Source organism: Deltaproteobacteria bacterium, from assembly GCA_026388545.1.
Taxonomy (GTDB): Bacteria; Desulfobacterota; Syntrophia; order Syntrophales; family UBA2185; genus JAPLJS01.
This window is the reverse complement of sequence record JAPLJS010000114.1, coordinates 35461-60370: the sequence shown is the minus strand read 5'-3', so window position 1 is coordinate 60370 and position 24910 is coordinate 35461. Positions and strand designations below refer to the sequence as shown.

The 24910-nt window shown below is 43.0% G+C and carries 28 protein-coding genes and 1 pseudogene; 8 read left to right on the top strand and 21 right to left on the bottom strand.

All coding sequences use genetic code 11. The annotated features are described in order from the left end of the window. Positions 1-129: 129 nt before the first annotated feature. From NTW12_14290 to NTW12_14275, 4 genes are all read right to left on the bottom strand, one after another. Positions 130-534 (bottom strand): PIN domain-containing protein, encoded by a 405-nt coding sequence (locus NTW12_14290; GenBank protein ID MCX5847500.1) that lies wholly within the window; start codon positions 532-534, stop codon positions 130-132. Next, on the bottom strand, positions 524-721 hold the full coding sequence (locus tag NTW12_14285; protein MCX5847499.1) for a DUF2191 domain-containing protein: 198 nt from the start codon (positions 719-721) through the stop codon (positions 524-526). Before NTW12_14285 ends, NTW12_14290 begins: the two co-directional genes overlap by 11 nt. A gap of 185 nt (positions 722-906) precedes the next feature. Continuing rightward, on the bottom strand, positions 907-1677 hold the full coding sequence (locus tag NTW12_14280) for a glycosyltransferase family 2 protein (protein MCX5847498.1): 771 nt from the start codon (positions 1675-1677) through the stop codon (positions 907-909). 171 nt (positions 1678-1848) lie between these two features. Next, positions 1849-2772 carry a glycosyltransferase gene (locus NTW12_14275; GenBank protein ID MCX5847497.1) on the bottom strand — a complete coding sequence of 308 codons (924 nt, stop codon included), beginning with the start codon at positions 2770-2772 and terminating at the stop codon, positions 1849-1851. A gap of 450 nt (positions 2773-3222) precedes the next feature. Between NTW12_14275 and NTW12_14270 the strand changes: the two genes are divergently transcribed. The 8 genes from NTW12_14270 to NTW12_14235 all read left to right on the top strand — a co-directional run bounded on the left by NTW12_14270 (position 3223) and on the right by NTW12_14235 (position 10142). Continuing rightward, positions 3223-4227: an O-antigen ligase family protein gene (locus tag NTW12_14270; protein MCX5847496.1), complete on the top strand. Its 1005-nt coding sequence runs from the start codon at positions 3223-3225 to the stop codon at positions 4225-4227. A 37-nt stretch (positions 4228-4264) separates the two neighbouring features. Beyond that, positions 4265-5407 carry a glycosyltransferase family 4 protein gene (locus NTW12_14265; protein ID MCX5847495.1) on the top strand — a complete coding sequence of 381 codons (1143 nt, stop codon included), beginning with the start codon at positions 4265-4267 and terminating at the stop codon, positions 5405-5407. 5 nt (positions 5408-5412) lie between these two features. Further along, positions 5413-6300, top strand: a complete 888-nt coding sequence (locus NTW12_14260) for a glycosyltransferase family 2 protein (GenBank protein ID MCX5847494.1) — start codon at positions 5413-5415, stop codon at positions 6298-6300. A gap of 41 nt (positions 6301-6341) precedes the next feature. Further along, positions 6342-6581, top strand: coding sequence for a hypothetical protein (locus NTW12_14255; protein ID MCX5847493.1), 240 nt, complete (start codon positions 6342-6344; stop codon positions 6579-6581). Positions 6582-6616: 35 nt separating this feature from the next. Then, entirely contained in the window at positions 6617-7126 is a 510-nt protein-coding gene (locus NTW12_14250) for a hypothetical protein (protein ID MCX5847492.1), read from the top strand. 38 nt (positions 7127-7164) lie between these two features. Continuing rightward, positions 7165-8307 carry a glycosyltransferase gene (locus NTW12_14245; GenBank protein ID MCX5847491.1) on the top strand — a complete coding sequence of 381 codons (1143 nt, stop codon included), beginning with the start codon at positions 7165-7167 and terminating at the stop codon, positions 8305-8307. Between the two features lie 29 nt (positions 8308-8336). After that, positions 8337-9272, top strand: coding sequence for an iron transporter (locus NTW12_14240; protein ID MCX5847490.1), 936 nt, complete (start codon positions 8337-8339; stop codon positions 9270-9272). Positions 9273-9344: 72 nt separating this feature from the next. Then, positions 9345-10142: a PhzF family phenazine biosynthesis protein gene (locus tag NTW12_14235; GenBank protein ID MCX5847489.1), complete on the top strand. Its 798-nt coding sequence runs from the start codon at positions 9345-9347 to the stop codon at positions 10140-10142. A gap of 64 nt (positions 10143-10206) precedes the next feature. Here the strand turns inward: NTW12_14235 and cysS are convergent, their stop codons facing one another. From cysS to secY, 17 genes and pseudogenes are all read right to left on the bottom strand, one after another. Further along, a complete protein-coding gene (gene cysS / locus NTW12_14230) occupies positions 10207-11688 on the bottom strand; it encodes a cysteine--tRNA ligase (GenBank protein MCX5847488.1) in 1482 nt (493 codons plus the stop codon). Positions 11689-11765: 77 nt separating this feature from the next. Further along, positions 11766-12803 (bottom strand): N-acetyl-gamma-glutamyl-phosphate reductase, encoded by a 1038-nt coding sequence (gene argC / locus NTW12_14225; protein ID MCX5847487.1) that lies wholly within the window; start codon positions 12801-12803, stop codon positions 11766-11768. A 278-nt stretch (positions 12804-13081) separates the two neighbouring features. Then, on the bottom strand, positions 13082-13474 hold the full coding sequence (rpsI, locus tag NTW12_14220; protein ID MCX5847486.1) for a 30S ribosomal protein S9: 393 nt from the start codon (positions 13472-13474) through the stop codon (positions 13082-13084). 83 nt (positions 13475-13557) lie between these two features. Next, the gene (gene rplM, locus NTW12_14215) at positions 13558-13986 is read right to left on the bottom strand and encodes a 50S ribosomal protein L13 (protein MCX5847485.1); all 429 of its coding nucleotides are present in this window, start codon (positions 13984-13986) and stop codon (positions 13558-13560) included. An 88-nt stretch (positions 13987-14074) separates the two neighbouring features. Beyond that, positions 14075-16321, bottom strand: a complete 2247-nt coding sequence (gene lptD / locus NTW12_14210; protein ID MCX5847484.1) for an LPS assembly protein LptD — start codon at positions 16319-16321, stop codon at positions 14075-14077. 41 nt (positions 16322-16362) lie between these two features. Next, positions 16363-17622 (bottom strand): bifunctional folylpolyglutamate synthase/dihydrofolate synthase, encoded by a 1260-nt coding sequence (locus NTW12_14205; protein MCX5847483.1) that lies wholly within the window; start codon positions 17620-17622, stop codon positions 16363-16365. 40 nt (positions 17623-17662) lie between these two features. After that, complete coding sequence (locus tag NTW12_14200; protein MCX5847482.1) at positions 17663-18430, bottom strand: 3',5'-cyclic-nucleotide phosphodiesterase; 768 nt, start codon at positions 18428-18430, stop codon at positions 17663-17665. A 238-nt stretch (positions 18431-18668) separates the two neighbouring features. Continuing rightward, entirely contained in the window at positions 18669-18929 is a 261-nt protein-coding gene (locus NTW12_14195; protein MCX5847481.1) for a translation elongation factor-like protein, read from the bottom strand. Positions 18930-19141: 212 nt separating this feature from the next. Continuing rightward, positions 19142-19522 (bottom strand): annotated as a pseudogene (gene rplQ, locus NTW12_14190) (50S ribosomal protein L17). 35 nt (positions 19523-19557) lie between these two features. After that, positions 19558-20577, bottom strand: a complete 1020-nt coding sequence (locus tag NTW12_14185) for a DNA-directed RNA polymerase subunit alpha (GenBank protein ID MCX5847480.1) — start codon at positions 20575-20577, stop codon at positions 19558-19560. Between the two features lie 46 nt (positions 20578-20623). Beyond that, on the bottom strand, positions 20624-21250 hold the full coding sequence (gene rpsD, locus NTW12_14180) for a 30S ribosomal protein S4 (protein MCX5847479.1): 627 nt from the start codon (positions 21248-21250) through the stop codon (positions 20624-20626). Positions 21251-21363: 113 nt separating this feature from the next. Further along, complete coding sequence (rpsK, locus tag NTW12_14175) at positions 21364-21756, bottom strand: 30S ribosomal protein S11 (GenBank protein MCX5847478.1); 393 nt, start codon at positions 21754-21756, stop codon at positions 21364-21366. A gap of 22 nt (positions 21757-21778) precedes the next feature. Beyond that, positions 21779-22147: a 30S ribosomal protein S13 gene (gene rpsM / locus NTW12_14170; protein MCX5847477.1), complete on the bottom strand. Its 369-nt coding sequence runs from the start codon at positions 22145-22147 to the stop codon at positions 21779-21781. Between the two features lie 37 nt (positions 22148-22184). Then, a complete protein-coding gene (gene rpmJ, locus NTW12_14165; GenBank protein ID MCX5847476.1) occupies positions 22185-22298 on the bottom strand; it encodes a 50S ribosomal protein L36 in 114 nt (37 codons plus the stop codon). A 106-nt stretch (positions 22299-22404) separates the two neighbouring features. Further along, positions 22405-22623, bottom strand: coding sequence for a translation initiation factor IF-1 (gene infA, locus NTW12_14160; protein MCX5847475.1), 219 nt, complete (start codon positions 22621-22623; stop codon positions 22405-22407). A 210-nt stretch (positions 22624-22833) separates the two neighbouring features. Further along, complete coding sequence (map, locus tag NTW12_14155; protein ID MCX5847474.1) at positions 22834-23583, bottom strand: type I methionyl aminopeptidase; 750 nt, start codon at positions 23581-23583, stop codon at positions 22834-22836. Positions 23584-23602: 19 nt separating this feature from the next. Continuing rightward, positions 23603-24910, bottom strand: a complete 1308-nt coding sequence (gene secY, locus NTW12_14150) for a preprotein translocase subunit SecY (GenBank protein MCX5847473.1) — start codon at positions 24908-24910, stop codon at positions 23603-23605.

Below are 24910 nucleotides of genomic sequence, written 5' to 3'. Positions count from 1 at the left end.
AATCCCCCTTTCTTTTTTTTGGGTCATTTACAACCCATGAGAGGGCCTCGTTGGCCTATCCCTCCTGAGAACTATAAAAATTCTCCCTTTTTGTCGTTAGTACGGAAATGACTGAATAAATAACTTTTTTTACGAACTCATCATTAAATGAATGTCAAAAAATTTCTGAATCTCTTCGAAGTGCCCATCCAGCGTAAAAATGTGGCAACCATGTTCCTCGGCTATGACAGCAATATAACAGTCAGACAAATTGATGTTCTTGCCTTTCTTTTTCAAACTGAAAGACAGCTTACCTGCTTTGATCCAGGTATCTGCTCCTTGATCAACAATATGGAAGGCATCGATAAATTCTTCTATTACCGCAACTTCCCGTTCTGATTTAGCCCCCTGGATCAATTCAGCAATGACGATTTTCGGCACATACACTTCGTCCCCGGCAAGCATTTCGTCCACTTTATCGGCAATACCGGATGATTTATTTTTGAAATAATCAATCCAGATGGAAGTATCGACCAGGATTTTTCTACCGTTCATAGTGCCTTATTTCATCAGCCGTCAGATCAAAATCCAATTTGCCCCTCATAGACCTGATCCTCTCTATTTTTTTTCGTTTCAGGTATCCGCTGATAGCTATCTTCACAGCAGACGCCTTGCTCCTGGCTTTTGTTTCTCTGAGAAGTTCATCAAGAATATCTTTTTCAATGGTGACAGTGGATCTCATAAAAAAGCACCTTTTTGGAATAAGAGATTTGGTAAATTCCCAGCCGGGGTCAGCTTCTCGCAATGGCTTGAAATGCAACTCTTCAAAGTTCTCTTGATAGGTTTTTACACCAAAATTGTTCATATGTCAAATGCATTTTTGTACACTAATTATACGATACAAATCGTGCTAAATTGAAGCACAATTCATTGCTTTTTTTTGAATTGTTTGTTCATTTCTGCCAGCTTGGCGTATTTAAAAAATTTATTCACTGCATCGGTAATTGCCAGAGTAAGGCCCTGAGAACCATCGAGACAACCAAGTCTCAAAATGTAGTTTTGAAGAAATGTGAGTTTTGCCCGGAAGGCTGCGGACCACATTGTAGCTGTTTTCCCTTCTACGAAAGCTTCCTCGGCGCCGAGGGTTGAATACAGGTCGATTTTTTGGAGAATCTGGCTCAGGCGTCCTTCTGTCAGATGTTCTATAGGATAAACAAGCGCTTCCACGAGACCGTCGACTTCTACCGATTCGTGAACCTTTACCTGCGTCATACGGCCCATATTTTTTCGGAAAAGCCTCACGACCCTATCCGGCCACCACCCTGCATGTCTAATCCATCGCTCCTGAAAAAAGTTTTTCCGGGGAAAACTGAAACCATTAGCTGCTGTCAACGGACTTAAAACTAGCTTTTTTATTGCCAGAGCAGTATCCTTGGGAATACGTTCATCGGCGTCAAGAACAAGAACCCATGAATTTCTGCATTGATCAATGGCAAACTGTTTTTGGGGACCGAAACCTCGCCATGGTTCTATAAATACATCGCAACCGAAGTCGGATGCAATTGTAACGGTATCATCTATGCTACCAGAGTCCACCACCACAATCTGTTCTGCAAAATCGACACTTTTCAGGCAGTCGGATAAATTTCCTGCTTCGTTTTTTGTGATGACAGCCACTGATAATGATAACTTTTCCATATTCCTTTCAAATCACCCGCATTAATTAAACAGGAAAAATAAAACTCGGATATTTTGAGGATACTTCGTTACGGCATTTGTTTCCACTTTTCTGAATTACGAAGGATCTTCTCAATATTTCCTTCCATGTATAATGGCAAAGTAAAACAGAAAGTATAAAAGTTAAAAAGTCTAAAAATAATCAATATCCTGCTCATACGACAAATATATGTTTTTTTTGAATTGCTCGTATAGTTTCGGGTAATGGGAGATATTTTTATCTTTTAGCGGTTTGTAGATATCAATATAATTATTTAAGCCAGGCCATTTATCATCCCACATTCTTCTCATTTTTTGCGCCCAATCGTTTCCATAATGGGTGAAGCATTGCCTTCTTGATCTATTCTTCTCCGTAACCTTGTGATAATGCCAGACAAATGAATTCAGGCTCAGTGCCGTGCAGCCACCGGCAAGAAAACACCTCAGCGAAAAATCGTTGTTCTCATAGCATGCCTTCCACTGTTCATCAAAATAGCCGATTTCATCAAATATGGCTCTTCGCCAGAACATGACATTAAATTCAACACCGATATACCTGAGATAGCTTTTTTTCTCTTTATTGATTAGTTTTTCGAGCAAAGATATTTTCGTTTTTTTAAGATCCGTTAGATCGAGGTGATCAGCGCCGAATTCTTCTCTGGGCTGCCACATTTGGTAATCCACGTCACTCTTATCCGTAAACGGTGTGGCTTGATAAACCTCCGGAATTTGCACCTTGCTGAACAAATCCTCGTCCATTCCGGTAGTAATAAGAACGTCAGAGGTTATCAACCCCAAAACCGGAGATTTACAGGTCCTCACAAAAAGGTTTATCGCCCGGCTGATACCAATGTTACGGTTCAAAAGTATTGTAGAAAACCCGTACTGGTTCTGTTTATCGACAATCCATTTTCGATGGATTTCAGGTGAACCCTGATCTAAGAGAAAAACATCGCAGGACAAATTCCGACTTTTACGATTATAGAATGTATCGAGTACCGTACCGAGAATTCCCGTGGCTTTTTGTTCCCCGGCCGGATTATAATTCAAAATCAGATAGGCAATATCAGGAATCATTGGTGATGGTTACACAATTCTTTTTTAAATTTTTAATCACGAGCAACATTTCTCTATCGTGTTCGCTGCCGATCTATACCATAATGACAGTATCATTAAAATAGTGTAATTTAAAGGAGAGTGTGATAGTGAAACGCACTTAATTTGCATCCAATCTCTGAAGGCATTTAAAATTGTAACTGTATGAATGAGCTAACATTGAAAACTAAGTACAGCCGATTATTTGAATGCTTGAATTTGTGTATTCCCATATTGATGGGAATATTCATTTTTTGCAATCCTTTCCCACATACAACCGCTATCAAGAATTTATGTTTTTATTTTTCACTTTTAATTGCGCTGGTTTTAATTGTTTTTAAACGCAGTAACTTTATATTCAAAACACCTTTAACCTTGCCCTTGATGCTTTTTTTGTTATGGTCATTTCTAAGTATTTTCTGGTCGCTGAATATGGAAAATACTATCCATGACGTGCGGGGGCATTTGCTGAACCACATTATTCTATATTTTTTGTTAATCAACTCTTTTAATTCTAAAAAGCGGCTAACTTCGCTGGCATGGATTATTGTCATATCGGCTACTACTTTTTCAATTACCGGAATGTTCTATTATTATACAATAATGGATAATCCGATTGAGACGATAAGGTTCGGCCATTTATTGTTTGATTCGGTTAATGTGTCTACGGAACTTCCCGTAAATTTTATCGGAACATTAACCATTTTTGCCATTCTCATCTGTCTGAACTTTTTTTTTCAAGAGTCTCGTTTCGATCGTCGTGTTACTATCATTACTTGTACGATTCCATTACTTGTCGCTACGCTTTTGACTCAAAGCAAAGGATCTTTCGTATCTCTGGTGATTGCATCAACCATCCTATTGTTGCTAAAAGCAAAGAAGATCGCGTTATTCTTTTTAATTGCCATGGTGCTTATTGGTATTTTTACACCCTTAAAAACAGAATCCTTAAAACAACGATTGGCAATTAATTATGTCACCTATGAAGTAATCAAAGATCATCCTATATTAGGCATCGGTTTCGGTATGCAAACGTTTATTAATAATATTGATAAAGAATCATACATGAATAGAGTACCGGAAAAATATAGACCAGAAGAAATTTATACACCCCATAATTTGTTGTTAGATATTACCGTGCGGCTTGGCTTAATTGGTCTAATATTGTTTTTTTCCATAATCTTTGTCTTTGGAAAGATGTGTCGGGAAACCATTAGAAAAACAAGAGACGATGATATCAAAGAGTGGGGTAGATTTACGGTCATCTCGTTTGTAGCTTACTTCACAATCGGAATGGCGGAACCCGTATTTCTGTTTAGTGCATCGGCCACTGTGTTTTATATAATCCTTGCTATCATTACAATATTATGGCGTCTGAATCAGGAGGAGCGGGTTATTCATGACCAGCCTGACACTGCCAACAATACTAACAACTGAGCAATAGTGAAGCAAAAGGGGTTCGTTTCTCACATAAATGACACATAATATCTCTAAAATAGCCATCGTAATTCCCAAATACGGCCTTGTAGGCGGAGCAGAAAATTTCGTTTCAGAACTTACAAAATGTTTGAGCGTTAACCGCCAATACGATATTCATGTCTTCGCCAACAAATGGCTGACAAACTCAGATAATCTTACATTTCACAGGGTGCCTGTTATTACCTTTCCCAAATTTCTGACAACAATCAGTTTTGCCTGCTTCGCAAAAAACAAAATAGCAAAGATGGATTTTGATCTGATACATACCCATGAGAGGATATTTGAGGCCGATATGTATACGATGCATGGCACGCCTCACCGATTCTGGATCCATGGGGTCCGCAAGAAGCACATGAGTCTTCATGACCATGCTACAGAGTGGGTAGAAAAGATTTTAATAAAGAATGTGAGATGCAGGAGATTCCTCCCTGTATCACATTTGACGAAGGAAATATTTCTACAAGTCTACGATGTTGATTCGGAAAAAGTACAGGTAATTCACCCCGGCGTTGATGTGGAAAGATTTCGAAATTTCGATCGAGAACAATGCCGTCAGGAAATAAGAAACCTCTGGGGAATAGGTCCATGTGACGTTGTTATTCTTTTCGTTTCCATGAACTTTGACATCAAGGGCCTCGATACACTCATGGCAGTTGTGGCAAAATTGAAACAATGTGATCTTGCAACAAAAATCAAATTACTCATTGTGGGAAAAGGTGAAGAAAAGAAATACAGGCGGATGGCAAATAACCTGGGAATAAGCAACGATGTTATTTTCGCCGGCATCCATAAAGAAAAACTCGAACAAATCTATCTTGCCAGCGATGTGTTTTCCATTTTATCAAAATTCGACACATTCGGCATAACCGTCCTGGAAGCCATGGCTGCTTCCTTGCCCGTTGTTGTAAGTGGGAATGTTGGTGCAAAAGACCTCGTAATGCATGGTATCAATGGATTTATCATTGAAGAAAGGACCGATATAGATACAATCAGTGAAAAAATTGGTGTTTTATTGAACAAAGAGGTAAGAATACAAATGGGGGAAGCCGCCCGCGAGACGGCGCTGAATAATACATGGGAGAGTATCGCGAAAAAATACGAGAGCATTTATGATGAGTTACTGCAGCGAAATTCGTAAAAAACATGGATCTATCGATTATTATAGTGTCCTATAACACATCCGATCTGATTGGAACCTGCCTCGCATCGGTTATTGCATCTGATGACGTGATAAAAAAAGAGATTTTTATCGTCGACAATGCCTCTACGGATGGAAGTGCAGCTTTTATAAGGAACAATTTCCCCTCTGTGCTTCTCATTGAAAACACAGAGAACAGGGGATTCGCAGCCGCCAATAATCAGATACTTACACAGTGCAACGGACGTTACATCTTTTTCCTCAACCCGGATACGAGTGTAATGCCGGGAACCTTTAAAGAAGCGGTATCGTTCATGGATGCATGTCCGTACATCGGACTCGCCGGGACAAAAATAATCAATCCAGACGGCAGCCACCAAGACTCGGTTTCCTACAGATATCCCGGGGAAAAATACACGGCAGGTGAACTCTCAGGGCTCCCAGGGCAAATAGCCTGTGTCCTCGGCGCCGGTATGATAGCACACGCAAAGTTGATAAAAGATATGAGAGGTTTCGATGAGGATTTTTTCCTCTATGGCGAGGATGAGGATCTATGTCTGAGAATCAGGAAATCAGAGTACGAAATCGGTTATATAAATTCAGCCGTTGTTGTTCATTATGGCGGGCAGAGTGAGCGCCCGACAACGTCATCGGAAGTATGGAAAAAGAAAACAAATGCCGAGTTTCTATTTTATCAGAAGCATTATCTTCCCGAAACCATAGCGCGAATCAAAAGAGCTCATTTACTTAAGACACGGTGGAGAATAGCTGCCCTGAAACTGACAATTCCCTTCTGTAAAGATAAGGCAAATGTGAAAGAAAAATTAATTAAATATCAAGCTATTCAGGACGAAATCTGCAAAATAGAAAATAGTATTAAGCAAAAGAAATAACTCACAAAAAACAGTGATTTTTAAAAAAGGCATAGCAGACAATGGCGGCAAAGACGGACTACGTTAACAATTTGATTCAGAGCGGACAGTTCCGTTTTGAAAAGTTAGTGCTGAAGGAGATCGACAACACGCCGGTTCTGAAAATGAACACTCCTCAAATGGCAGATGAGGAAATCTGTCTTACCGGCAGGCGGAAACCGTTGATGCTATTAAAAAAGCAATGCCCTCACACATTACGGCACTTAAAAAGATGGCTGCATCGGGAACGCTTGCACCCCTGATTTTCCCGGGAAATAGTACTCGTAAAAAAAGGGGGGTGTTTAAGCTTTTCCTCAGCTCAAAAGAGGAGTCATCAGCCTCCACATTTCTTAAACTTCTCTTTCATAACGAAATCGAACTGACTGCAGATAATTATACACCCTTCTACGTGGTCTATGCCTACCTGACCTCCGAGGATTTCATCCGCCTCGTTGATCACAAAAAAGTCTGTATCCTTAACTCAGAATTCAACAGAGATTCCTGCAGCACCTGGTTTGACCGGTTTTCGAGCCACCCGGATCTTTCGTTCGTAGAAACTCCCGCTGAATACGTTGCTACACGCTGGGAGTTCATAAAAAAAGATATCCTGAAACAGATCCCGCCGGATACGGACATATGTATCGTTGGAGCAGGCATAGGAGCCCTCATGATATGTGTTGACGTAGCAGAGCGGTTTTCCATTCCCGCTATCGATGCAGGCCATGTCCTGAACATGATGAACGACAGGGTGAACAAGTCAAATGGAGCCAGACTCTATACAACCAGAAAAACAAAACCTTCAGGATGACATGCTTATCTAACTCCTGTGCAGCCATGAATGACCCTTTGAAAAAATACCGGAAACAATTTCGGATCTGGAAAAACGATCTCAGGCTGAAGCGGGAACAACGCTACTATTACACTCTATTCACTTCACACAATCTTACCATTCCCGACGAGAAAACCATCCGGCAGGCTATGAAAAACAGGTTCCCCCATATTCGCCGAAAAGACAAGGGGAGTTTGAAAATACTCGCCATCTATCACCATTACAACTGGGAAAATGAATCATTGAAACCATCTCTCGAAAAATTCGGGCAGGTCCGGCACTACGACTGGTTTGAACAATTCAACCACCAGAAAAAAAATTGGCAGAAAGCTGTAATGGCAGAAATGAATAGAGACCTCGTAAAACGGGCAGAACAGTGGATGAAACAGGACTCAACCGATGTTATCTTTACCTATCTTTCCGGGGAGCTGGTGACGCCGGAAACTGTTCGTACATTAAGGAACTTCGGCGTTCCCATGGTTAATCTTGCCCTGAACGACAAGGAACATTTTGTGGGTAAAATCAGACGAAGTCGGTCCATGGGCTCCAGGGATATCTGCCGTTATTTTGACATTTGCTGGACGAGCACGGAGGATGCCGTGAAAAAATATTGTGTGGAGGGAGCAATTCCCCTCCATTTTCCCGAAGGGGCAAACCCGGAAATCCATCGACCACATACTCTAGAAAAAACCATCGATGTGTCCTTCGTAGGCCAGTGCTATGGAAATCGATCTGAGATCATCAAAAGACTTGCCTCTCGCGGCATTCACGTCGAAGCCTACGGGTACGGCTGGCCGAATGGCCCCCTGTCTACGGAAGATATGGTACGCATGTACTCAAAAAGCCGGATTAGCTTAGGCTTCGGAGGTGTCATCGGCCTTAGCAACACTTATTGTCTTAAAGGGAGGGATTTTGAAATACCCATGAGCGGAGGGCTTTACCTTACCGAATACCATCCTGAGCTGGATAGATTTTATAACCTTGGCTCAGAGATTCTTACCTATAAAGATTTTGATGACCTGGTGGAAAAAATCCGTTTTCTTTTATCAAGTCGTGAAAAGGCTGATGAGATCAGAAGGAAGGGATTCGAACGCGCACGTCGTGAACATTCCTGGGAGATGCGCTTTGAGAAGATATTCCACCTTCTAGGATTAATCTAGTCATTGCGACTATATTGAAAGAAGCAATCATGAAACTGGACAGAAAACAGCTCAAAGAAGGCCTGATATCAGGTCTTCGTAAAGGTTTGGACGGTTTTATATGGATCATGAAGATCCTCCTCCCCGTTTCTTTTTTCACAGCCATTATTGCCTGGAGCGGTTTGCTAAACCGGGCTGATTTTCTCCTGCAGCCGGTAATGAGCCTTCTCAGTCTGCCGGCGATGGCTGCTTTACCTCTCCTTATCGGTATGCTCACAAATATCTATGGTGGGATTGCCGCAATGGCGGTGCTTCCTTTCTCAAGGGATCAGATGACTCTGATGGCCATTTTTCTTCTTATCGCCCATAATCTGATTCAGGAAGGCATTGTCCAGGCGAAATCAGGAATTCATCCCCTTAAAGCCACATTATTCCGTCTTGCCGCTGCCCTGTTTACGGTAATCGCAGTGGCGCCTTTTTTTGATATCACGACAACTGTATTGTCTGCTTCAGACTTCTCTTACGAGACACCCCGACCTTTTATTGAGGCATTTCATGAGTGGGGATTTACCACACTAATCCTCAGTATCAAGATATTTGCGATTATTATGTGTATCCTGACGTTATTAGAAATCCTGAAGACCTTTGACTTGATCAACCCTATGGTAAGATTGCTCAACCCGCTCTTGAAGATTATGGGCCTCGATCAAAAGATGGGATTCCTTTGGCTCACCGCTGTCATTTTCGGGGTGGCATACGGCGGGGCCGTGATTGTGGAAGAAGTCAAGGCAGGTCACCTGTCAAGAGAAGAACTGGAAGAACTGCATCTCTCCATCGGCATCAATCATGCGATGGTGGAAGACCCCAGCCTCTTTCTTTCGCTGGGTCTCAGTCCTTTCTGGCTCTGGATACCGCGATTGATCGTTGCTATCCTCGCAGAGCGGCTGCTTACTCTATGGCGGGCTTTTCGGAAAATGCGGCGTTGATTTCAGGGAAACATTTCGAACTATGATGATACTTGTGTATACATATCTTCATTTAAATTTCAGGGGCAAACTATGGGAGAAATAATTATTCAGATTGATGCATTTACAGATCGACCATTTAGGGGAAATCCTGCGGCTGTCTGTATCCTGTCCCGACATCGTGATGATACGTGGATGCAAAGTGTGGCACGGGAGATGAATCTTTCCGAGACAGCATTTCTGGAAAAAAGGGAGGATGGTTTTAATCTCCGCTGGTTCACACCGGCTGTCGAGGTGGAACTCTGCGGACACGCCACCCTCGCCAGTGCCCATGCCTTATGGGAAATCGGGTATCTCAATCCAAAAGAACAGGCACGCTTTTTTACCAAAAGCGGATTGCTGACGGCAGCACTCACGGATGACTGGATCGAAATGAATTTCCCCGTTGAACCCGAAACCTCAGCATCAGCGCCCCCGGATCTTTCCCGTGCTCTGGGAGTCGGATTTACCTATGTGGGGAAAAATCGCTTCGACTATTTGGTGGAAATCGATTCGGAAGAATCCATTCGCCGGATCAATCCCGATTTTTCGCTCCTTGCAACAATACCGATGCGGGGCGTCATCGTCACAAGCCCTTCCCGCTCCACGGAATACGATTTTGTCTCCCGGTTCTTTGCACCACAGGTTGGCGTCAATGAGGACCCCGTCACGGGTTCGGCACATTGTTGCCTTGGACCATACTGGGGGGCCCGGCTCGGCAAGCATGAGACGGTTGGCTACCAGGCCTCATCCAGAGGCGGTATCGTGAGGGTTCGCATGGATAAGGATCGTGTTTATCTCGGCGGACAGGCCGTCACTGTGTTACGGGGGGAGTTGTCGGATCACTGCTGAGGGAATTAAATTATTTCGGAAAACGCACAACAGAGGTTCTTCACCTCTTTTTTAGCGTCTTCATTTATTCACTTTTCCAGGTGGTGCCGGCAGGGGTGTCCTGGAGGATGATCTTTTTTTCCGCAAGGGCACGCCTGATCTCATCGGCTCTTTTCCAGTCCTTTGCCAGCCGGGCGGTTCGTCTTTCTTCAATCAGACGATCTATTTCATTCACATCCAATCCCTGTTTTCTGGCTTCCCTGTCCCTATCCTGCGTGAAATAATCGTCAGGGTCGTCGAAGAATAACCCTAAGACCCCACCTGTTGCCGTAATAACTCTTTTTGCCGTATAGAGGGCAAAGCATGTTTCGGCTGAGACGGGCAATTTCTCATCTGCCATGTAACCATTGACAAGTCTCACAATATCGAAGATATAGCCAATGGTTCTCGGCGTATTAAAATCATCGTCCATAGCATCTTTGAATTTATCCGGAAGTGATATAAGCCTGTCAACTATATCTCTGTCTTTTCCGGAAAGATTTTCAATGGTGATCCCGGAGAAACTCCCACAACCTGCCAATACTTCTTTGATAGCTTTCAAAGTTGCGTAGAACCGATCCATACCCATCCTTGCCTCGGCAAGGGACTCATCCGAAAAGTCAACAGGGCTCTTGTAATGGCTCTGAAGCATGAAGAGCCTCAACACTTCCGGGTGGTAATTTTGTAAAATATCCTTCACGGTAAAGAAGTTGCCGAGGGATTTCGACATCTTTTCGCTGCTGACTTTGACAAAACCATTATATATCCAGTAGTTGGCCAGGGGTTTCCCCGTTGCGCCTTCCGACTGCGCAATCTCGTTTTCATGATGCGGGAATATCAAGTCTTCTCCGCCGCCGTGGATGTCAAAAGTCTCCCCCAGAAAATGCTGACTCATAACCGAACACTCAATATGCCACCCCGGTCTCCCCCTGCCCCAGGGGCTTTCCCACCACGGTTCCCCTTCTTTGCTGCCCTTCCAGAGGGCAAAATCGAGGGGATTCCTTTTTTTCTCGCTCACATCCACCCGGGCGCCGGCCGACATATCTTCCAGGCTTCTGCCTGAAAGCTTCCCGTATCCCTTAAATTTTTCAACTGCGTAGTACACATCACCATCGACCTCATACGCCAGACCTTTATCAAAGAGAATCCTGATCAGGTTTATCATGCCATCGATGTGTTCTGTAGCCCTGGGGGCAAATGTAGGCCGGGCTATCCGGAGTGTGTCCATATCTTCGTCATGCTCTCTGATATACCTGTCGGATATCTCAGATATTGTTTTCCCATCCGAATTGGCCTTTATAATGATTTTATCATCCACATCGGTGAAATTTTTCACATACGTGACGTGATAACCCCGATACTTAAAATACCTCGTAATGATATCGAAAACCACAGCCGAACGTGCATGACCTACGTGACAGACATCATATGCAGTGATGCCGCATACATAGATGCTTACTCTTCCCTCAATGAGGGGTTCGAATGCTTCTTTCTTCTTCGTAAGTGTGTTGTATAATTTTATGGACATTACATCTTCCTGCAACAGGTATACGGAAATGAGAGATATGTTATTCCAAGAAATTTTACAAGGCTTATGCCCTCGGTTTACGGGAACAAAGACACCATATTCAGGCCTGTATCTTCATTAAGGCCACACATGAGATTCATATTCTGTATAGCCTGTCCGGACGCACCCTTAATAAGATTATCAATGGTGCTTATGATGATAACCCTATTTGTTCTTTTGTCAATGGTCAACCCGATATCACAGTAATTGGAACCCCGAACGGAAGAAATATTGGGTAAGGTACCCGCTCTGTATACCCTGACAAAGTTCTTACCCTCATAAAATGCCCGGTAAAGATCAATCAGCTCCGTTGTGGTCACTTCCTTCTGAAGCGTCGCATAGATTGTGCTGAGGATTCCCCTTTTCAGGGGCAGGAGGTGGGGTGTAAAGGAAATCCTGACATCATGGCCGGCAAGAAGACTGATCTCCTGTTCCATCTCCGGCGTGTGCCGGTGCTGACCAACCTTATAGGCCTTAAATCCTTCATCCACCTCACAAAAAAGGGTCCCGACCTGCGGTTCCCTCCCCGCACCACTGACACCTGATTTTGCGTCAACGATAATAGAGGTGTTTTCTATCCAATCAGCCCTCAACAACGGGGCAAGACCGAGAATTACACTGGTTGGATAACAACCCGGATTAGCAACCAATCTGGCGGTAACAACATCGTCCCTGTATAACTCCGGTATACCGTAAACCGACTCTTTAATAACATCCGGGGCAGTGTGCCTGCCATACCATTGTTCGTAGGCGGCAACATCACGCAGACGAAAATCTGCACTGAGATCGATTACTTTCTTCCCGGCCTTTAAAAAAACGGGCGCCACCTTCATTGAAACCCCATGAGGAAGGGCTAAAAAAACAATATCTGCAAGACCTGCAACATCATCCGGAGATGCGTCAATAAAGGCCAGATCAGTCAGGCCGATAAATACAGGGTAAATATCAGAAACTGAGACTCCAGCATATCTCCTCGAAGTCAGGGCCACAATCTCGGTTTGCGGATGTCTGAGCAGGAGTCTTAAAAGTTCCTGTCCCGTATACCCGCTCGCACCATATATACCTACTTTAAGCATACATTCTTCCTATGATATTTTTTATAAAAGTGAAGATGAATTCGGCAGGGGCGAATGTATAATGAAGAAAATTCCACCCCCCCATAATAGCTTTTTTATATTACATTGAGAGCATTGTAAAATGAAATTTGGCTCCATGGAGTGCGGAGTTGTTGATTTTGACGTTATAGTTGTCGAAAAGAAGATTGTGAGCACTTTCGAAGCTAAATATCAAGACCTCAGATTGTCCGGTTGATCTCCAAAAAAAAAAGGAGGCCAAGAAGCCTCCTCCCGTAATCCTATCTCTTTGAAAATTGGAAACGCTTTCTTGCTCCCGGCTGGCCGTACTTTTTTCTTTCCTTTATACGCGAATCTCTTGTTAAAAATCCAGCTTTTTTGAGCATCGATCGCCATTCAATATCATATTCTACGAGTGTTTTGGATATACCGTGTTTAATCGCTCCCGCCTGCCCGGCTATACCGCCTCCCGAAACATTAACAAAAAAATCAAACCTGTTCCTTGCACCCACAATATCAAGAGGTTGCATAATGAGCATTTTAAGGCTATCTCTTGTAAAGTAGTCATCAAAATTCCTTTTATTCACTATAAGGTTCCCGCTTCCTTCCTTCATATATACTCTGGCGATGGCGTACTTTCTTTTCCCTGTGGCATAAAAACGTTTTTCCATTATATTTTTCTCCCCGTCAAGATCCTCATATGAGAACTTTGTAAAATATTCAACATCACACTACTGATCAATGAAACAATAGAGCTTTATACCTTTATTATCTGCGGGCACTGGGCCTCGTGAGGATGATCATTACCTGCGTAAATCTTTAGTTTTTTCAGCATTTTTCTCCCTAATGAGTTTTTCGGCAGCATCCCTTTGACCGCATAGTTCAATACTTTCTCCGGATTGTCCTCCAACATCTTCCCTGCATAGGTCTTTTTCAATCCCCCAGGATAACCGGAATAATGATAATAGACCTTGTCTGACAGTTTTTTGCCGGTAAGGGAAACCTTCCCGGCGTTAACAACAATCACAAAATCCCCCGTATCCATATAGGGTGTATAAACGGGTTTATGCTTACCCCGCAGGCGTCTCGCAATCTCACTGGCAAGTCTGCCCAGAATTTGTCCTTCCGCATCAATGACATACCAGTTCCTGATAATGTCCTCTTTTCTTGCATTATATGTCTTCATAAAGTCACCCACGTCTAAAATGTAAAGAGAGAAGTTACGAAATTTCATACTATTTGTCAAGAAAAAACCTTTAGCAAATCATATAACTTTACCGTCCTCCAAGCTTACCAAGTCCATAAAGAGAAAAGCCCACCGTATATCTCTTATCATCCTCAGTTTCAGAATATTTTGCCTCAACGCTCCAGCACTGTTTGCTATAGTTGATGCCATATGTCCTCTCAAGGGTCTTCTTATCTAATTCATTCCTCCTGAGAATATGAATCAGGGAGAGGGATTTCGTTAGCACGGCTTTTAGCGTAAGGTTTATCTCTTCAAGAGACGACTGAGTATATCGATACGGGGAAAATAGCGTGGTTGAGCCGGAAGGGTTGAGTTCTTCATAAACAGACTTTGTATATCGATATCCCAGTGTGACCGAATCTCCTCTCCAGTCACTTATGTTCATATCATAATTGGTTTGTTTCCACTCGCCTGAACTCACATTGAATTTGTTACGAGCCAATAATGAAAAATATTGAAAAGGTTTGACATCAAGTTCAATATCGATATCACTAAACGGTTTTTTATCTCTTGGGGGTATAACATCTCCCCGTCTTACCTCTTTGAGATCATATGTTTGAGCCAGTTTGAAACGGAGAAATTCCTGGTAGCTCCCCCCGCCTCCCTTTTCCTTCCATTTCGCTACAAGTGTATTTGTCAACGCGTATGTTAAGGTGCTTTGTTCAGGTATTCTGGTCACATAGTCGGGAGCATCATCCTGATAGGTATAGGGAACGTAGGTGTACGTTAATTCCGGTTTGATACCATGTCGAATTTTTTCGATCCCCAGGCCACCTACATCAAATATTCTATGGATCTCAGTTGTAGCGGTTGCTCCGGCAGTGTACACTTCCCTATCGCCATGTTTATTATTATAGATTGTGTCAACACTGTCGTTCCGATCCCAGAATGTACCCTTTACTCCTATCTGCGGCGTCAACTGGAGATAGTCACTCATGCGTAACGGCATGGAGAGAACCGGTTGAAGATCGTAAAGATGTCCCTTTTGTCCTTCAGTTCTGTAGTAATAATCGTACGTTGTATCGAATTCAAAATTCAGGGGGGTACCAAAAACGGGACGTTTTATGCCCTTCAGGGTAATTTCGGGATACTTCTGTAACGTTGCGTCATTTGAGGCGCTTGCATAATCATCAGTATAGCGGACAAGCGCCGTTAAGTTATACAACTGCCAGTTTTTAACCAGACGGATTGTCGATTCAAGCGAACCGAGGGATTCATCTCCGACAAAGGGAACTTTTTTAAACCTCTGCGCTTCACTCGTTGAATAATTCTCAAGATAGTAATTATGCGAGGAAAAGTCTTTGAAGTACCAGCTGTCGGAAACTTTTCGGATATCGGTTCTGAGGAAAAATGAAGGGCTGAAAGTAGTCTCGTGATTCAGGTAGTACGACCATCTCTTATGGTCGGACTGCCAGCCTCTGCTTATATTTCCTGCTGTTTCGTTAACACGCCCGGCATCATTCATAAAGTCACCATAAAAGGTGCCAAAGGAGTTGTTACTGATGAAGTATCTGAATTCAACCCCTTCTTTAAATCCCCTCTTATCCATATACCGTTGATAAAATGTAGCATCAGAACTCTTGGAAATTGCCCAGTAATAGGGAAGCTCGATATCCCATCCCAACTTATTCTGGGAATAGGTAAGATACGGTAACAGGAAACCTGATTGGCGGGTTGTCTTTGCAGGAAACAATAAATAGGGGGTATAGAAAACGGGAAGGTTTTTTGCCAGAAACCTGCTGTGCTTAAAGGTGCCATAACCGTCAATGGTTATATCAAGTTCACTGCCCATCAATCGCCAGTCCGGGAAATTCCCGTCACATGTGGTCGCGGTGGCATCATCAATATGGTATGTATCCTCTCCTGTTTTCTCTATTTTTGACCCCGTCAGGTAAAAATGATTCTTGTCAAGAAACACCTTGCCTTCGTAAGCGACACCCGTCTTTGTTTCTATGTTAAATATCACCCTGTCTCCCTCGAGAGTATCATTTTCGCTTATTACCATTACATACCCTTCAGCAAGGGCCTCGTTTGATATCTTATTCAGGATTACGGATTCGGCCATCAGAAAACCACCCGAAAAGACTATGAGAACATTCCCTTTCGCGTGATAGGTGTCCTCATCCTTGTCATAGGTGATACTGTTTGCTTCAATTGTTACCGGTCCTTTTGAAATATCGGCCTTAGCAGCAATTGCGTTATGAGCGGAAATGAAATGGAAAAGGATAATCAGACCAATAAAGGACCACCGCCATTTTCCCCACAGCAAAATCATCGCATGCCTTCCCTGTCTTCTTGCTCCTTTTTTGAAAATCATTAAGAAGATGCCGTAGAAAATGTCCGTTTAATCTCACCAATAAGATAAAGGGAACCGGTTACACAGATAAGATCATCTCGATCGGCCACGGATAGCGCCCGCTTCAGAGCCTCATGTGAATTTTCCACAACCTCGGTTCGCTTCTGGTACGGATGTGCGACCGGCACGATTGCCTCTGGAGGCATCGCTCTTTCTGTATTCGGTCGTGTGATAATCAGTCGATCCGCAAGAGGAGCCAGTTTTTTTAACATGCTCCTGTAGTCCTTGTCGTTGAGAACACCGAAGATGAGAATTAACTTTTTGTAGGAAAATTCTTCCTTTAGTGCATTGGAAAGGGCAGATGCGCCGCCTTCATTATGGGCGCCATCTACAAGCACCATCGGGGCATACTGCATGATCTCCAACCGTCCCTCCCATTGTACGTCCCGTATTCCTGCAAAGACGGCATCGTCGTTCACTTCGAACCCCTTCATTGCTACAGACTCAATGACGCCAATAGCCAGAGCGGCATTTTCGATCTGATGTCTTCCTTTCAGAGGACAAACGAGGCGGTCATATTTTTTTCGTATTCCCCTGTAAGAAAAGAAACCATTACAGGACATGTCGATCTTTATTTCCCTTCCGAATCTGTATAACTTTGCTCCCCGTTTACTGCATATATCTTCCAATACCTTTAACACGCGCCTTTGTTTGGCCGCTGTTATACACACCCCGCCATCCTTAATAATGCCTCCTTTCTCCCAGGCAATGTTTTCCAGACGTTTGCCGAGATATTCCCGGTGGTCAAGAGAAATATTGGATATAACGGATGCGAGAGGTGTAACCACATTGGTTGCATCGAGTCTCCCCCCCATTCCCACCTCCAGAACGGCTAAATCAACCTTTTTCTGATAAAAATAGAGGAAGGCAATCGCAGTAAGAAATTCAAAGTAGGTTATATTTTCTGTAGCATGTTCCTTTACTTCTTCTATCCTCTCATTCATCTCCTTTGGGGTAATCATGTTACCATTCACTTTTATCCGCTCTCGAACATCGATCAGATGAGGAGATGTATAAAGACCAACACGAAAACCGCCACGGGAAAGGACTGATGCCACCATAGCCGCAATAGAACCCTTCCCATTGGTTCCACCGATTAAAATAGTCCCGTACGCATTCTGGGGATTATTGAGGCGATCAAGGAGTCGCGAGATAGGACCAAGACCAAGACGGATGTCTACACTTTTCAATCCATGGAGATGTTCAAGAGGATCTTGCATTTAATTTGCATATTGATTGCCTGTGGTCTTTTCACAGGAGTTAGATGCCAATGACCTCGCCGTCTTTAAGAATATGAATATTTCTGTCTTTTATCATAGCGATCTCACTTTGAATAGATTCACGATACTGGAGTTTCATGTGATAGAGATAAATATCGGGATGGGGAATATTCAGTTTTTTCAATTCTTCTTCCAGACCTGAAGGTGTCAGGTGACCCGTCATATCCGCAACATCTTGCATACTATTAGGAAGGGATGTCTCAATAAATACGGCCCTTAAGTTACTGATACTGTTAGCAACATCCCATACCTCCTCAGTGGGGCCAGTGTCTCCGATAATAATAACAGATCCTTCTTTAGATTCTATGGCATAACTAACTGTCTCAACGACGTGATGAACGAGGATGGCTGTCACATCGATATTATCGAACATGATCTTTTCCCGGGGATTAATAGTCTCAAATTTTAAAACCGGATTTTCAGGGCTCGGAAGCAAGGAAAAATCCGGCCAAATAATATTATTAAAAAGATACGTCTTGAGGGTATCAATAACGTTACGGGTACCCACAACAATGAGGGGACTATCTTTCTGCAGGTAACAAATATTATCAGCCAGAAACATAATATCCTTTACATGATCGAGGTGCGCATGGGTGACGAAGACATAATCAATATTAACTTGTTCTTCGATAGTGAGTAAAGATGTAATAACTCCGGCATCGACCAGAATCTTCCCATTCAATAAAAAGCTCGTCGTATTGCATCCGGGTGTCTGTGATCCATGGCAACCCAATACTCTGATTTGCATCTCTTTCCATCCTCTCAGTGATGTCATGGACGAAGAAGGGCGGAATTACCCTGGTAAGGAAGACATTTATTTAACCTTGCAGCCCTTCATCACGCCTAAGAAACAGGAATTGCATGCTTTGCTTTCTTCATCAGATAGCGGCGGAACGTTAGCATAGCTTTACTGTTCAGGCAATAACTTTATCAGCAGTGGAATCCACAGCTTGAAAAAAGCCCCACTGGCCTTCTAAGGTAATAGATTATTCCGGTACAACCTTAAATACTTCATCGCCCGGACGAACACGATCAGGAACCTTGAGACCGATAAAGTCACCTGCAACAGCTTTTTCAATCTGTTGATTGTTGGCCTCTATCGATTCAATCGCGCTTGTTAGATCCGTAGTATGACCGGTAATTTTAATTGTATCTCCTAACTTCAATTCTCCATCGGTAACTTTTATCGCCGCAACACACGGCTTTGCAAAAAATTTTACCACTTCGCCTATTTTTTTTTCTGCCATGACGAATCATCCTCCCCTCATTACTTAAATTATTGAGAAAGAACTACTAATAAGATATGATTATTAGGAAAATCGACAGTCCAGTATGAAGTATATTTTTTTTGATAAAAAAACAAGAGGGAAAAAAAGAAAAGCAGGGTTAAAGAAAAATCCCTGCTTCTTCAAGACATCAAAAATACTTTTGAAGTGTTATGTTACGTTTGCGAAAGATCCCTGCCTTTTTTTTGGTCCTGCCCTGCTTCTTGGATAAATTCAATTATAGACACGGGAGCATTATCACCTGCGCGATTACCCATCTTGACGATCCTCGTATAACCACCTGTCCAGTCTCGATAGCGTGCCGAAAGCTTATCAAAAAGTTTCCCCACGACCTCCCTGTCCCGAACAAAAGAAAGGGCCTGTCTCCGTGCATGAAGATCGCCTCTTTTGCCAAGGGTAATCATTTTTTCAGCAGCTTTTCTCAATTCCTTTGCCTTTGCATCAGTTGTCGTAATCTTCTCATATTTCAACAAGGAAGTGACCATGTTTCTTAACATAGCCTCTCTGTGACTTGAAGTTCTGCCCAGCTTTCTTCCTGATTTCCTGTGACGCATTTAAATATCTCCCTTCTCAGCCGACTAATGATCTTTTATTCTTTTACGCTGACGCTCCCGTTTTCTTTCTTCTCTTCTTTATTCCAGGGAGGAAAATCTAATTTCATGCCAAAACTGAGCCTCATCTCTGCAAGTATTTCCTTTATTTCGTTCAGAGACTTCCTGCCAAAATTTTTGGTCTTAAGCATTTCCGCCTCAGTTTTCTGAACAAGCTCTCCGATCAGGTTAATACCGGCATTTTTTAAGCAGTTAGCCGACCTTACTGATAGTTCCAGATCGTCAACATGTCTCAACAGGTTTTCATTAACACTTTCCTTTTCTTCTACCACCTCAAGCTGTTCTTCCTCATCAACCTCATCAAAGTTGATAAATATGTCCAATTGCCCCTTCAATATTTTCGCTGCAAAAGCAAGAGCATCTTCCGGAAGAACACTACCATCGGTCCATACTTCTATAACAAGGCGGTCATAATCGGCAATCTGCCCCACCCTCGCATAGGCAATCGTATAGTTTACTTTTTTAATCGGTGAAAAAGCTGCATCAATATTGATCGTTCCTTCAGGTTGATCTGCAGCTCTTTCCCTTCGAGCAGGCACATACCCCTTTCCCGTCTTCACAACAAGTTCTGCCTTAAATTTATTACCCCCGGAAAGGGTCGCAATATGGTGATCAGGGTTGAGAATCTCAACCGTTCCATCGGTAATAATATCCGCCGCAGTTACGATCCCCTCTTGTGAAGTGTCAATATAAACGACTCTCGGTCCTTCCTGATTGAGTTTTAAACGAACGCCTTTGAGGTTCAGTATAATATCGGTTACATCTTCTTTAACTCCTGGAACCGTTGAATATTCATGGAGGATACTATCAATTTTCATAGAGACAATAGCCGATCCCTGAATAGATGAAAGCAACACCCTTCTCAGGGCATTTCCGAGGGTAATACCGAATCCCCTCTCTAAAGGCTGACAGGTAAATTCGCCATAAAAGCGCGTATGGGTGCTTTCATCAATTTCAATTCGCTTCGGTCGTATTAAACTGCGCCAGCTCTTTTGCATATTTTAGTTCCTTACCATTCGGGTCTTTATTTAGATTATCATAGTGTTACTTAGAGTATAGTTCAACGACTAACTGCTCCTGAACGGGCATAACTAATTCTTCACGGGAAGGAAGAGCTTTTAACACGCCTATAAAATTGTCCTTATCAAATTCTAACCATTGTGGTATGCCCCGTCTGGCAACTATTTCCATTGCCTCCACTATCCGTTCCACCTTCCTGCTCTTCTCTCTTACCTGGATCGTACTCCCTACATTAACCAGATAGGATGGTACGTTTACCGGTTTTCCATTCACTAAAAAGTGCTCATGTCTTACCAGTTGCCTCGCCTCATTTCTTGAATTGGCAAAACCCATCCGGAAGACCATATTATCAAGACGTCTTTCTAAAAAAAGTAACAGATTGGTACCTGTTATCCCTCTCTGTCTGTCAGCCTTTTCAAAATAACCCCTGAATTGTCTTTCCAACAGGCCATACATCCTTTTAAGTTTCTGCTTTTCCCGTAATTGTACACCGTAATCGGAGTATTTCCTCCGAGACTGACCATGATCCCCCGGAGCATACCCTCTTCTTTCAAAGGCACATTTTTCACCGTAACACCTGTCCCCCTTGAGGAAAAGTTTTAAGCCCTCTCTTCGGCATAATCTGCACACGGATTCTTTATATCTTGCCAAAAAAAACCTCCCCTTATTTAATATTCAAAATTCTCAATCCTCATATCGAAACTTAAAATTCTTGGACATTTGGATTTGGATACTGTTTATGCTTTAGTTTCGTGTCGCTCTCTCTATACTCTTCTTCTCTTCGGAGGACGGCACCCATTATGGGGAATCGGTGTAACATCCCTTATAAGACTGATGCTTAGCCCGGCGACCTGAAGAGATCTTAATGCAGACTCCCGGCCTGAACCAGGCCCCTTTACATATACTTGAACCCGCCTCATCCCATTTTCCTTCGCCTTCTTCACTGCATCCTCGGCCGCCACCTGTGCCGCAAAAGGTGTGCTTTTTCTCGAACCTTTAAATCCCTGTGTCCCAGAAGAAGACCAGGCGACTACATTGCCACTGAGATCTGTGATTGTAATAATCGTATTATTAAAGGTAGATTGAATGTGTACAACTCCTTCAGGAATGTTCTTTTTTTCCTTTTTTTTTCCCGTTTTCCTTGCTTGTTTTGCCATTTCTCCTCCGGATCAGCACTCTTTATTTCTTCTTACCGGCAATTGACCGTCTCGGTCCTTTCCTCGTCCGCGCGTTCGTACTCGTTCTCTGACCTCTGACAGGAAGTCCTTTTCTGTGTCTTAATCCACGATAAGCACCGAGATCCATCAGTCGCTTCACTGCCATAGACACATCCCGCCTTAAATCACCTTCAACCTTAAGTTCCTTATCGATAATATTTCTTATGGAGGTTATTTCCGAATCGGCAATATTATCTGTTTTTTTATCGAAACTGACGCCGGCTTTTTCAAGGATATCTCGCGATTTACTCCTTCCAATTCCATATATGTACGTTAACGCAATTTCCATTCTTTTGTTTTTTGGTAAATCCACGCCTGCAATTCTTGCCACCTGATAACCTCCTGATAATAAAGCACTCTCGTCTTATTTACCCTTGTCGCTGTTTGTGTTTTGGATTCTCACAAATAACCCTCAACACGCCGCGCCTTTTGATAATTTTACATTTATCACAAATCTTTTTTACAGAAGACCGCACTTTCACGATTCTTACTCCTTAACAGGGTGCGTCAGCGAACCGTAACACACCAAACTATCTATTGTGAAGCGGCGCGTTATAGATATCGCTTAATGCACACTATTTTGCTGATTTATTTTGTCCGGTATATGATCCTGCCCCTCGTCAAATCATAGGGAGAAAGCTCAACGGTAACCTTGTCACCCGGCAATATCTTGATAAAATGCATCCGCATCTTCCCCGAAATATGGGCGAGCACTCGGTGTCCATTTTCAAGCTCAACTCGGAACATTGCATTTGGCAAAGTTTCAACAACTTTACCTTCAACCTCGATTGGTTCCTCTTTTGCCATAACAACCTATCTCAATTCATTACTAAACTTCTCAAACAATTAACGTGGAGCGTAAACAGCAAGCGCTACCACCATAACAGTTTTCTTGGCAAAGAGCTTTGCCTATCTCTACGGTAGCTTTACTTCCCGACTATCGTCTTTATCATTCTGTATGATTCGAGACATTTGAAAAAAACGTTTTTCTAAAATCCCGATTCATTATTACCCCTTTCAATGCGGCATGCTGAGGATATCCGGGCCGTCCTTGGTAATAGCAATAGAATGTTCAAAGTGGGCTGATAATTTTCCATCTTCTGTCACAACCGTCCAGCCGTTATCAGTAACTTTGACCTTGTACGTCCCTTCATTGACCATCGGCTCGATAGCCAAAACCATACCGGCCTTTAATTCTATTCCTCTCCCTCTTTTCCCGTAATTCGGTATTTGTGGCTCCTCATGAAGTTTTTTCCCAATCCCATGACCCACAAAATCTCTTACGACGGAAAATCCGGCCTCCTCGACGCAATTCTGAACAGCAACCGATATATCACCAAGGCGATTCCCGGCTTTCGCCTCCCTGATGCCATGGTAAAGTCCCTGTTCAGTAATGTGAATCAACCTTGCCGCCTCCTCAGAAATGTCACCTACAGGAACCGTTATAGCGGCATCACCATAGTATCCCTTATAATATGCCCCAAAATCAAGGCTCACAATATCCCCCTCAACTAAAACCCTGTTTGAAGGCAATCCATGAACGACTTCCGAATTAACTGATATGCACAGGGAATAAGGATAACCCATGTACCCCTTAAATGCCGGTACCGCCCCCCTCTTTCGCACAAGCTCTTCCGAACACCTGTCCAGTTCATCGGTGGATATGCCAGCTTTAACCTTTTCCTTCAGTATACTTAATATCTCAGCAACAATGTAGTTGCTCGCTCTCATTTTTTCAATTTCTTCTGGCAGTTTCAGGATAATCATACTACTCAATATAGTATTATTAACGCCTTTTTGCAATGCGACCCTTCTTCATAAACCCCTCATATTGTCTCGTCAACAAATGGGTTTCTATCTGACCTGCCGTGTCAAGAGCAACACCAACCACAATCAAGAGTGCTGTCCCGCCAAAATAAAAGGGTACATTAAAAGAACTTATCAGTATACTGGGAAGGACACAAACAGCCGATACGTATATAGCTCCACTAAAGGTCAGTTTTGATAAGACGTCATCAACATAGTCCGCTGTTTTTTTACCAGGCCTTATCCCGGGAACATATCCACCATATTTTTTCATGTTATCCGCAACATCCGTAGGATTAAAGACTACCGCCGTATAAAAATAACAGAAAAATACGATGAAGACGACATAGAGCGACTCGTAAATCATCTTTCCCGGAATCAAGGCATCCGAAACTACCTTCATCCATGGATGATCAATGAAGTTAGCGATCGTAGCCGGAAACATTATAATTGAGGACGCAAATATCGGAGGGATAACCCCTGCAGTATTGACCTTCAAGGGCAAATGAGTCGTCTGTCCACCGTACATCTTTCTTCCGACAACCCGTTTTGCATATTGTACAGGTATTCTCCTTTGACCACTCTCAACAAAAACAATTATTCCTACGACGGCAACCATCATGACAATAAGAATCACGATGAAAAAAATACCCATCTCACCTGCAGAAAGGAGTGTGAATGTCTGATAGATCGCTGCGGGTCCCCTGCACACGATACCGGCAAAGATTATCAGCGATATTCCATTACCTATACCTTTTTCCGTAATCTGTTCTCCCAGCCACATGATGAATGCTGTGCCTGCCGTTAATGTAATCACGGTCATCAGACGAAAGCTCCAGCCGGGTTCCATGACAATGGAAACCCCTGTAGGTCCGGCCATATTTTCCAGTCCAACGGAAATACCGAAACCCTGAATGAGACTTAAAACCACCGTCCCGTAACGCGTATACTGAGTTATTTTTCTTCTCCCCGCTTCACCTTCCTTGGAAAGTCTTTCGAGATGGGGAATAGCAATAGTCAGGAGCTGAAGAATAATGGAGGCGCTGATATAGGGCATGATACCGAGAGCAAAGACTGATAGATTGGAAAGAGCCCCGCCGGCAAACATATCAAAAAATCCCAGTAATGAGTTCTTCGCCTGTTCAAAATAAGCAGCCAAGGCTGCCGTATCGATACCGGGCGTGGGCACATGTGCACCTATCCGATAAACAGCTAAAAGGAGGAACGAATAAAGGATTCTCCTCTGAAGCTCCGGAATCTTCGCGATATTTTTTAAGCCATCGAGCAA

Coding starts and splice junctions, on each gene's coding strand:
- NTW12_14235 (MCX5847489.1), top strand. CDS start 9,345: ATGGGAGAAATAATTATTCAGATTGATGCATTTACAGATCGACCATTT.
- lptD (MCX5847484.1), bottom strand. CDS start 16,321: ATGATTTTGCTGTGGGGAAAATGGCGGTGGTCCTTTATTGGTCTGATT.
- NTW12_14205 (MCX5847483.1), bottom strand. CDS start 17,622: ATGCAAGATCCTCTTGAACATCTCCATGGATTGAAAAGTGTAGACATC.
- NTW12_14195 (MCX5847481.1), bottom strand. CDS start 18,929: ATGGCAGAAAAAAAAATAGGCGAAGTGGTAAAATTTTTTGCAAAGCCG.
- rpsK (MCX5847478.1), bottom strand. CDS start 21,756: ATGGCAAAACAAGCAAGGAAAACGGGAAAAAAAAAGGAAAAAAAGAAC.
- NTW12_14265 (MCX5847495.1), top strand. CDS start 4,265: ATGACACATAATATCTCTAAAATAGCCATCGTAATTCCCAAATACGGC.
- NTW12_14200 (MCX5847482.1), bottom strand. CDS start 18,430: ATGCAAATCAGAGTATTGGGTTGCCATGGATCACAGACACCCGGATGC.
- NTW12_14280 (MCX5847498.1), bottom strand. CDS start 1,677: ATGGAAAAGTTATCATTATCAGTGGCTGTCATCACAAAAAACGAAGCA.
- map (MCX5847474.1), bottom strand. CDS start 23,583: ATGATTATCCTGAAACTGCCAGAAGAAATTGAAAAAATGAGAGCGAGC.
- NTW12_14285 (MCX5847499.1), bottom strand. CDS start 721: ATGAGATCCACTGTCACCATTGAAAAAGATATTCTTGATGAACTTCTC.
- NTW12_14275 (MCX5847497.1), bottom strand. CDS start 2,772: ATGATTCCTGATATTGCCTATCTGATTTTGAATTATAATCCGGCCGGG.
- NTW12_14185 (MCX5847480.1), bottom strand. CDS start 20,577: ATGCAAAAGAGCTGGCGCAGTTTAATACGACCGAAGCGAATTGAAATT.
- NTW12_14270 (MCX5847496.1), top strand. CDS start 3,223: ATGGAAAATACTATCCATGACGTGCGGGGGCATTTGCTGAACCACATT.
- rplM (MCX5847485.1), bottom strand. CDS start 13,986: ATGAAGACATATAATGCAAGAAAAGAGGACATTATCAGGAACTGGTAT.
- infA (MCX5847475.1), bottom strand. CDS start 22,623: ATGGCAAAAGAGGAACCAATCGAGGTTGAAGGTAAAGTTGTTGAAACT.
- NTW12_14240 (MCX5847490.1), top strand. CDS start 8,337: ATGAAACTGGACAGAAAACAGCTCAAAGAAGGCCTGATATCAGGTCTT.
- NTW12_14290 (MCX5847500.1), bottom strand. CDS start 534: ATGAACGGTAGAAAAATCCTGGTCGATACTTCCATCTGGATTGATTAT.
- NTW12_14255 (MCX5847493.1), top strand. CDS start 6,342: ATGGCGGCAAAGACGGACTACGTTAACAATTTGATTCAGAGCGGACAG.
- argC (MCX5847487.1), bottom strand. CDS start 12,803: ATGCTTAAAGTAGGTATATATGGTGCGAGCGGGTATACGGGACAGGAA.
- NTW12_14260 (MCX5847494.1), top strand. CDS start 5,413: ATGGATCTATCGATTATTATAGTGTCCTATAACACATCCGATCTGATT.
- cysS (MCX5847488.1), bottom strand. CDS start 11,688: ATGTCCATAAAATTATACAACACACTTACGAAGAAGAAAGAAGCATTC.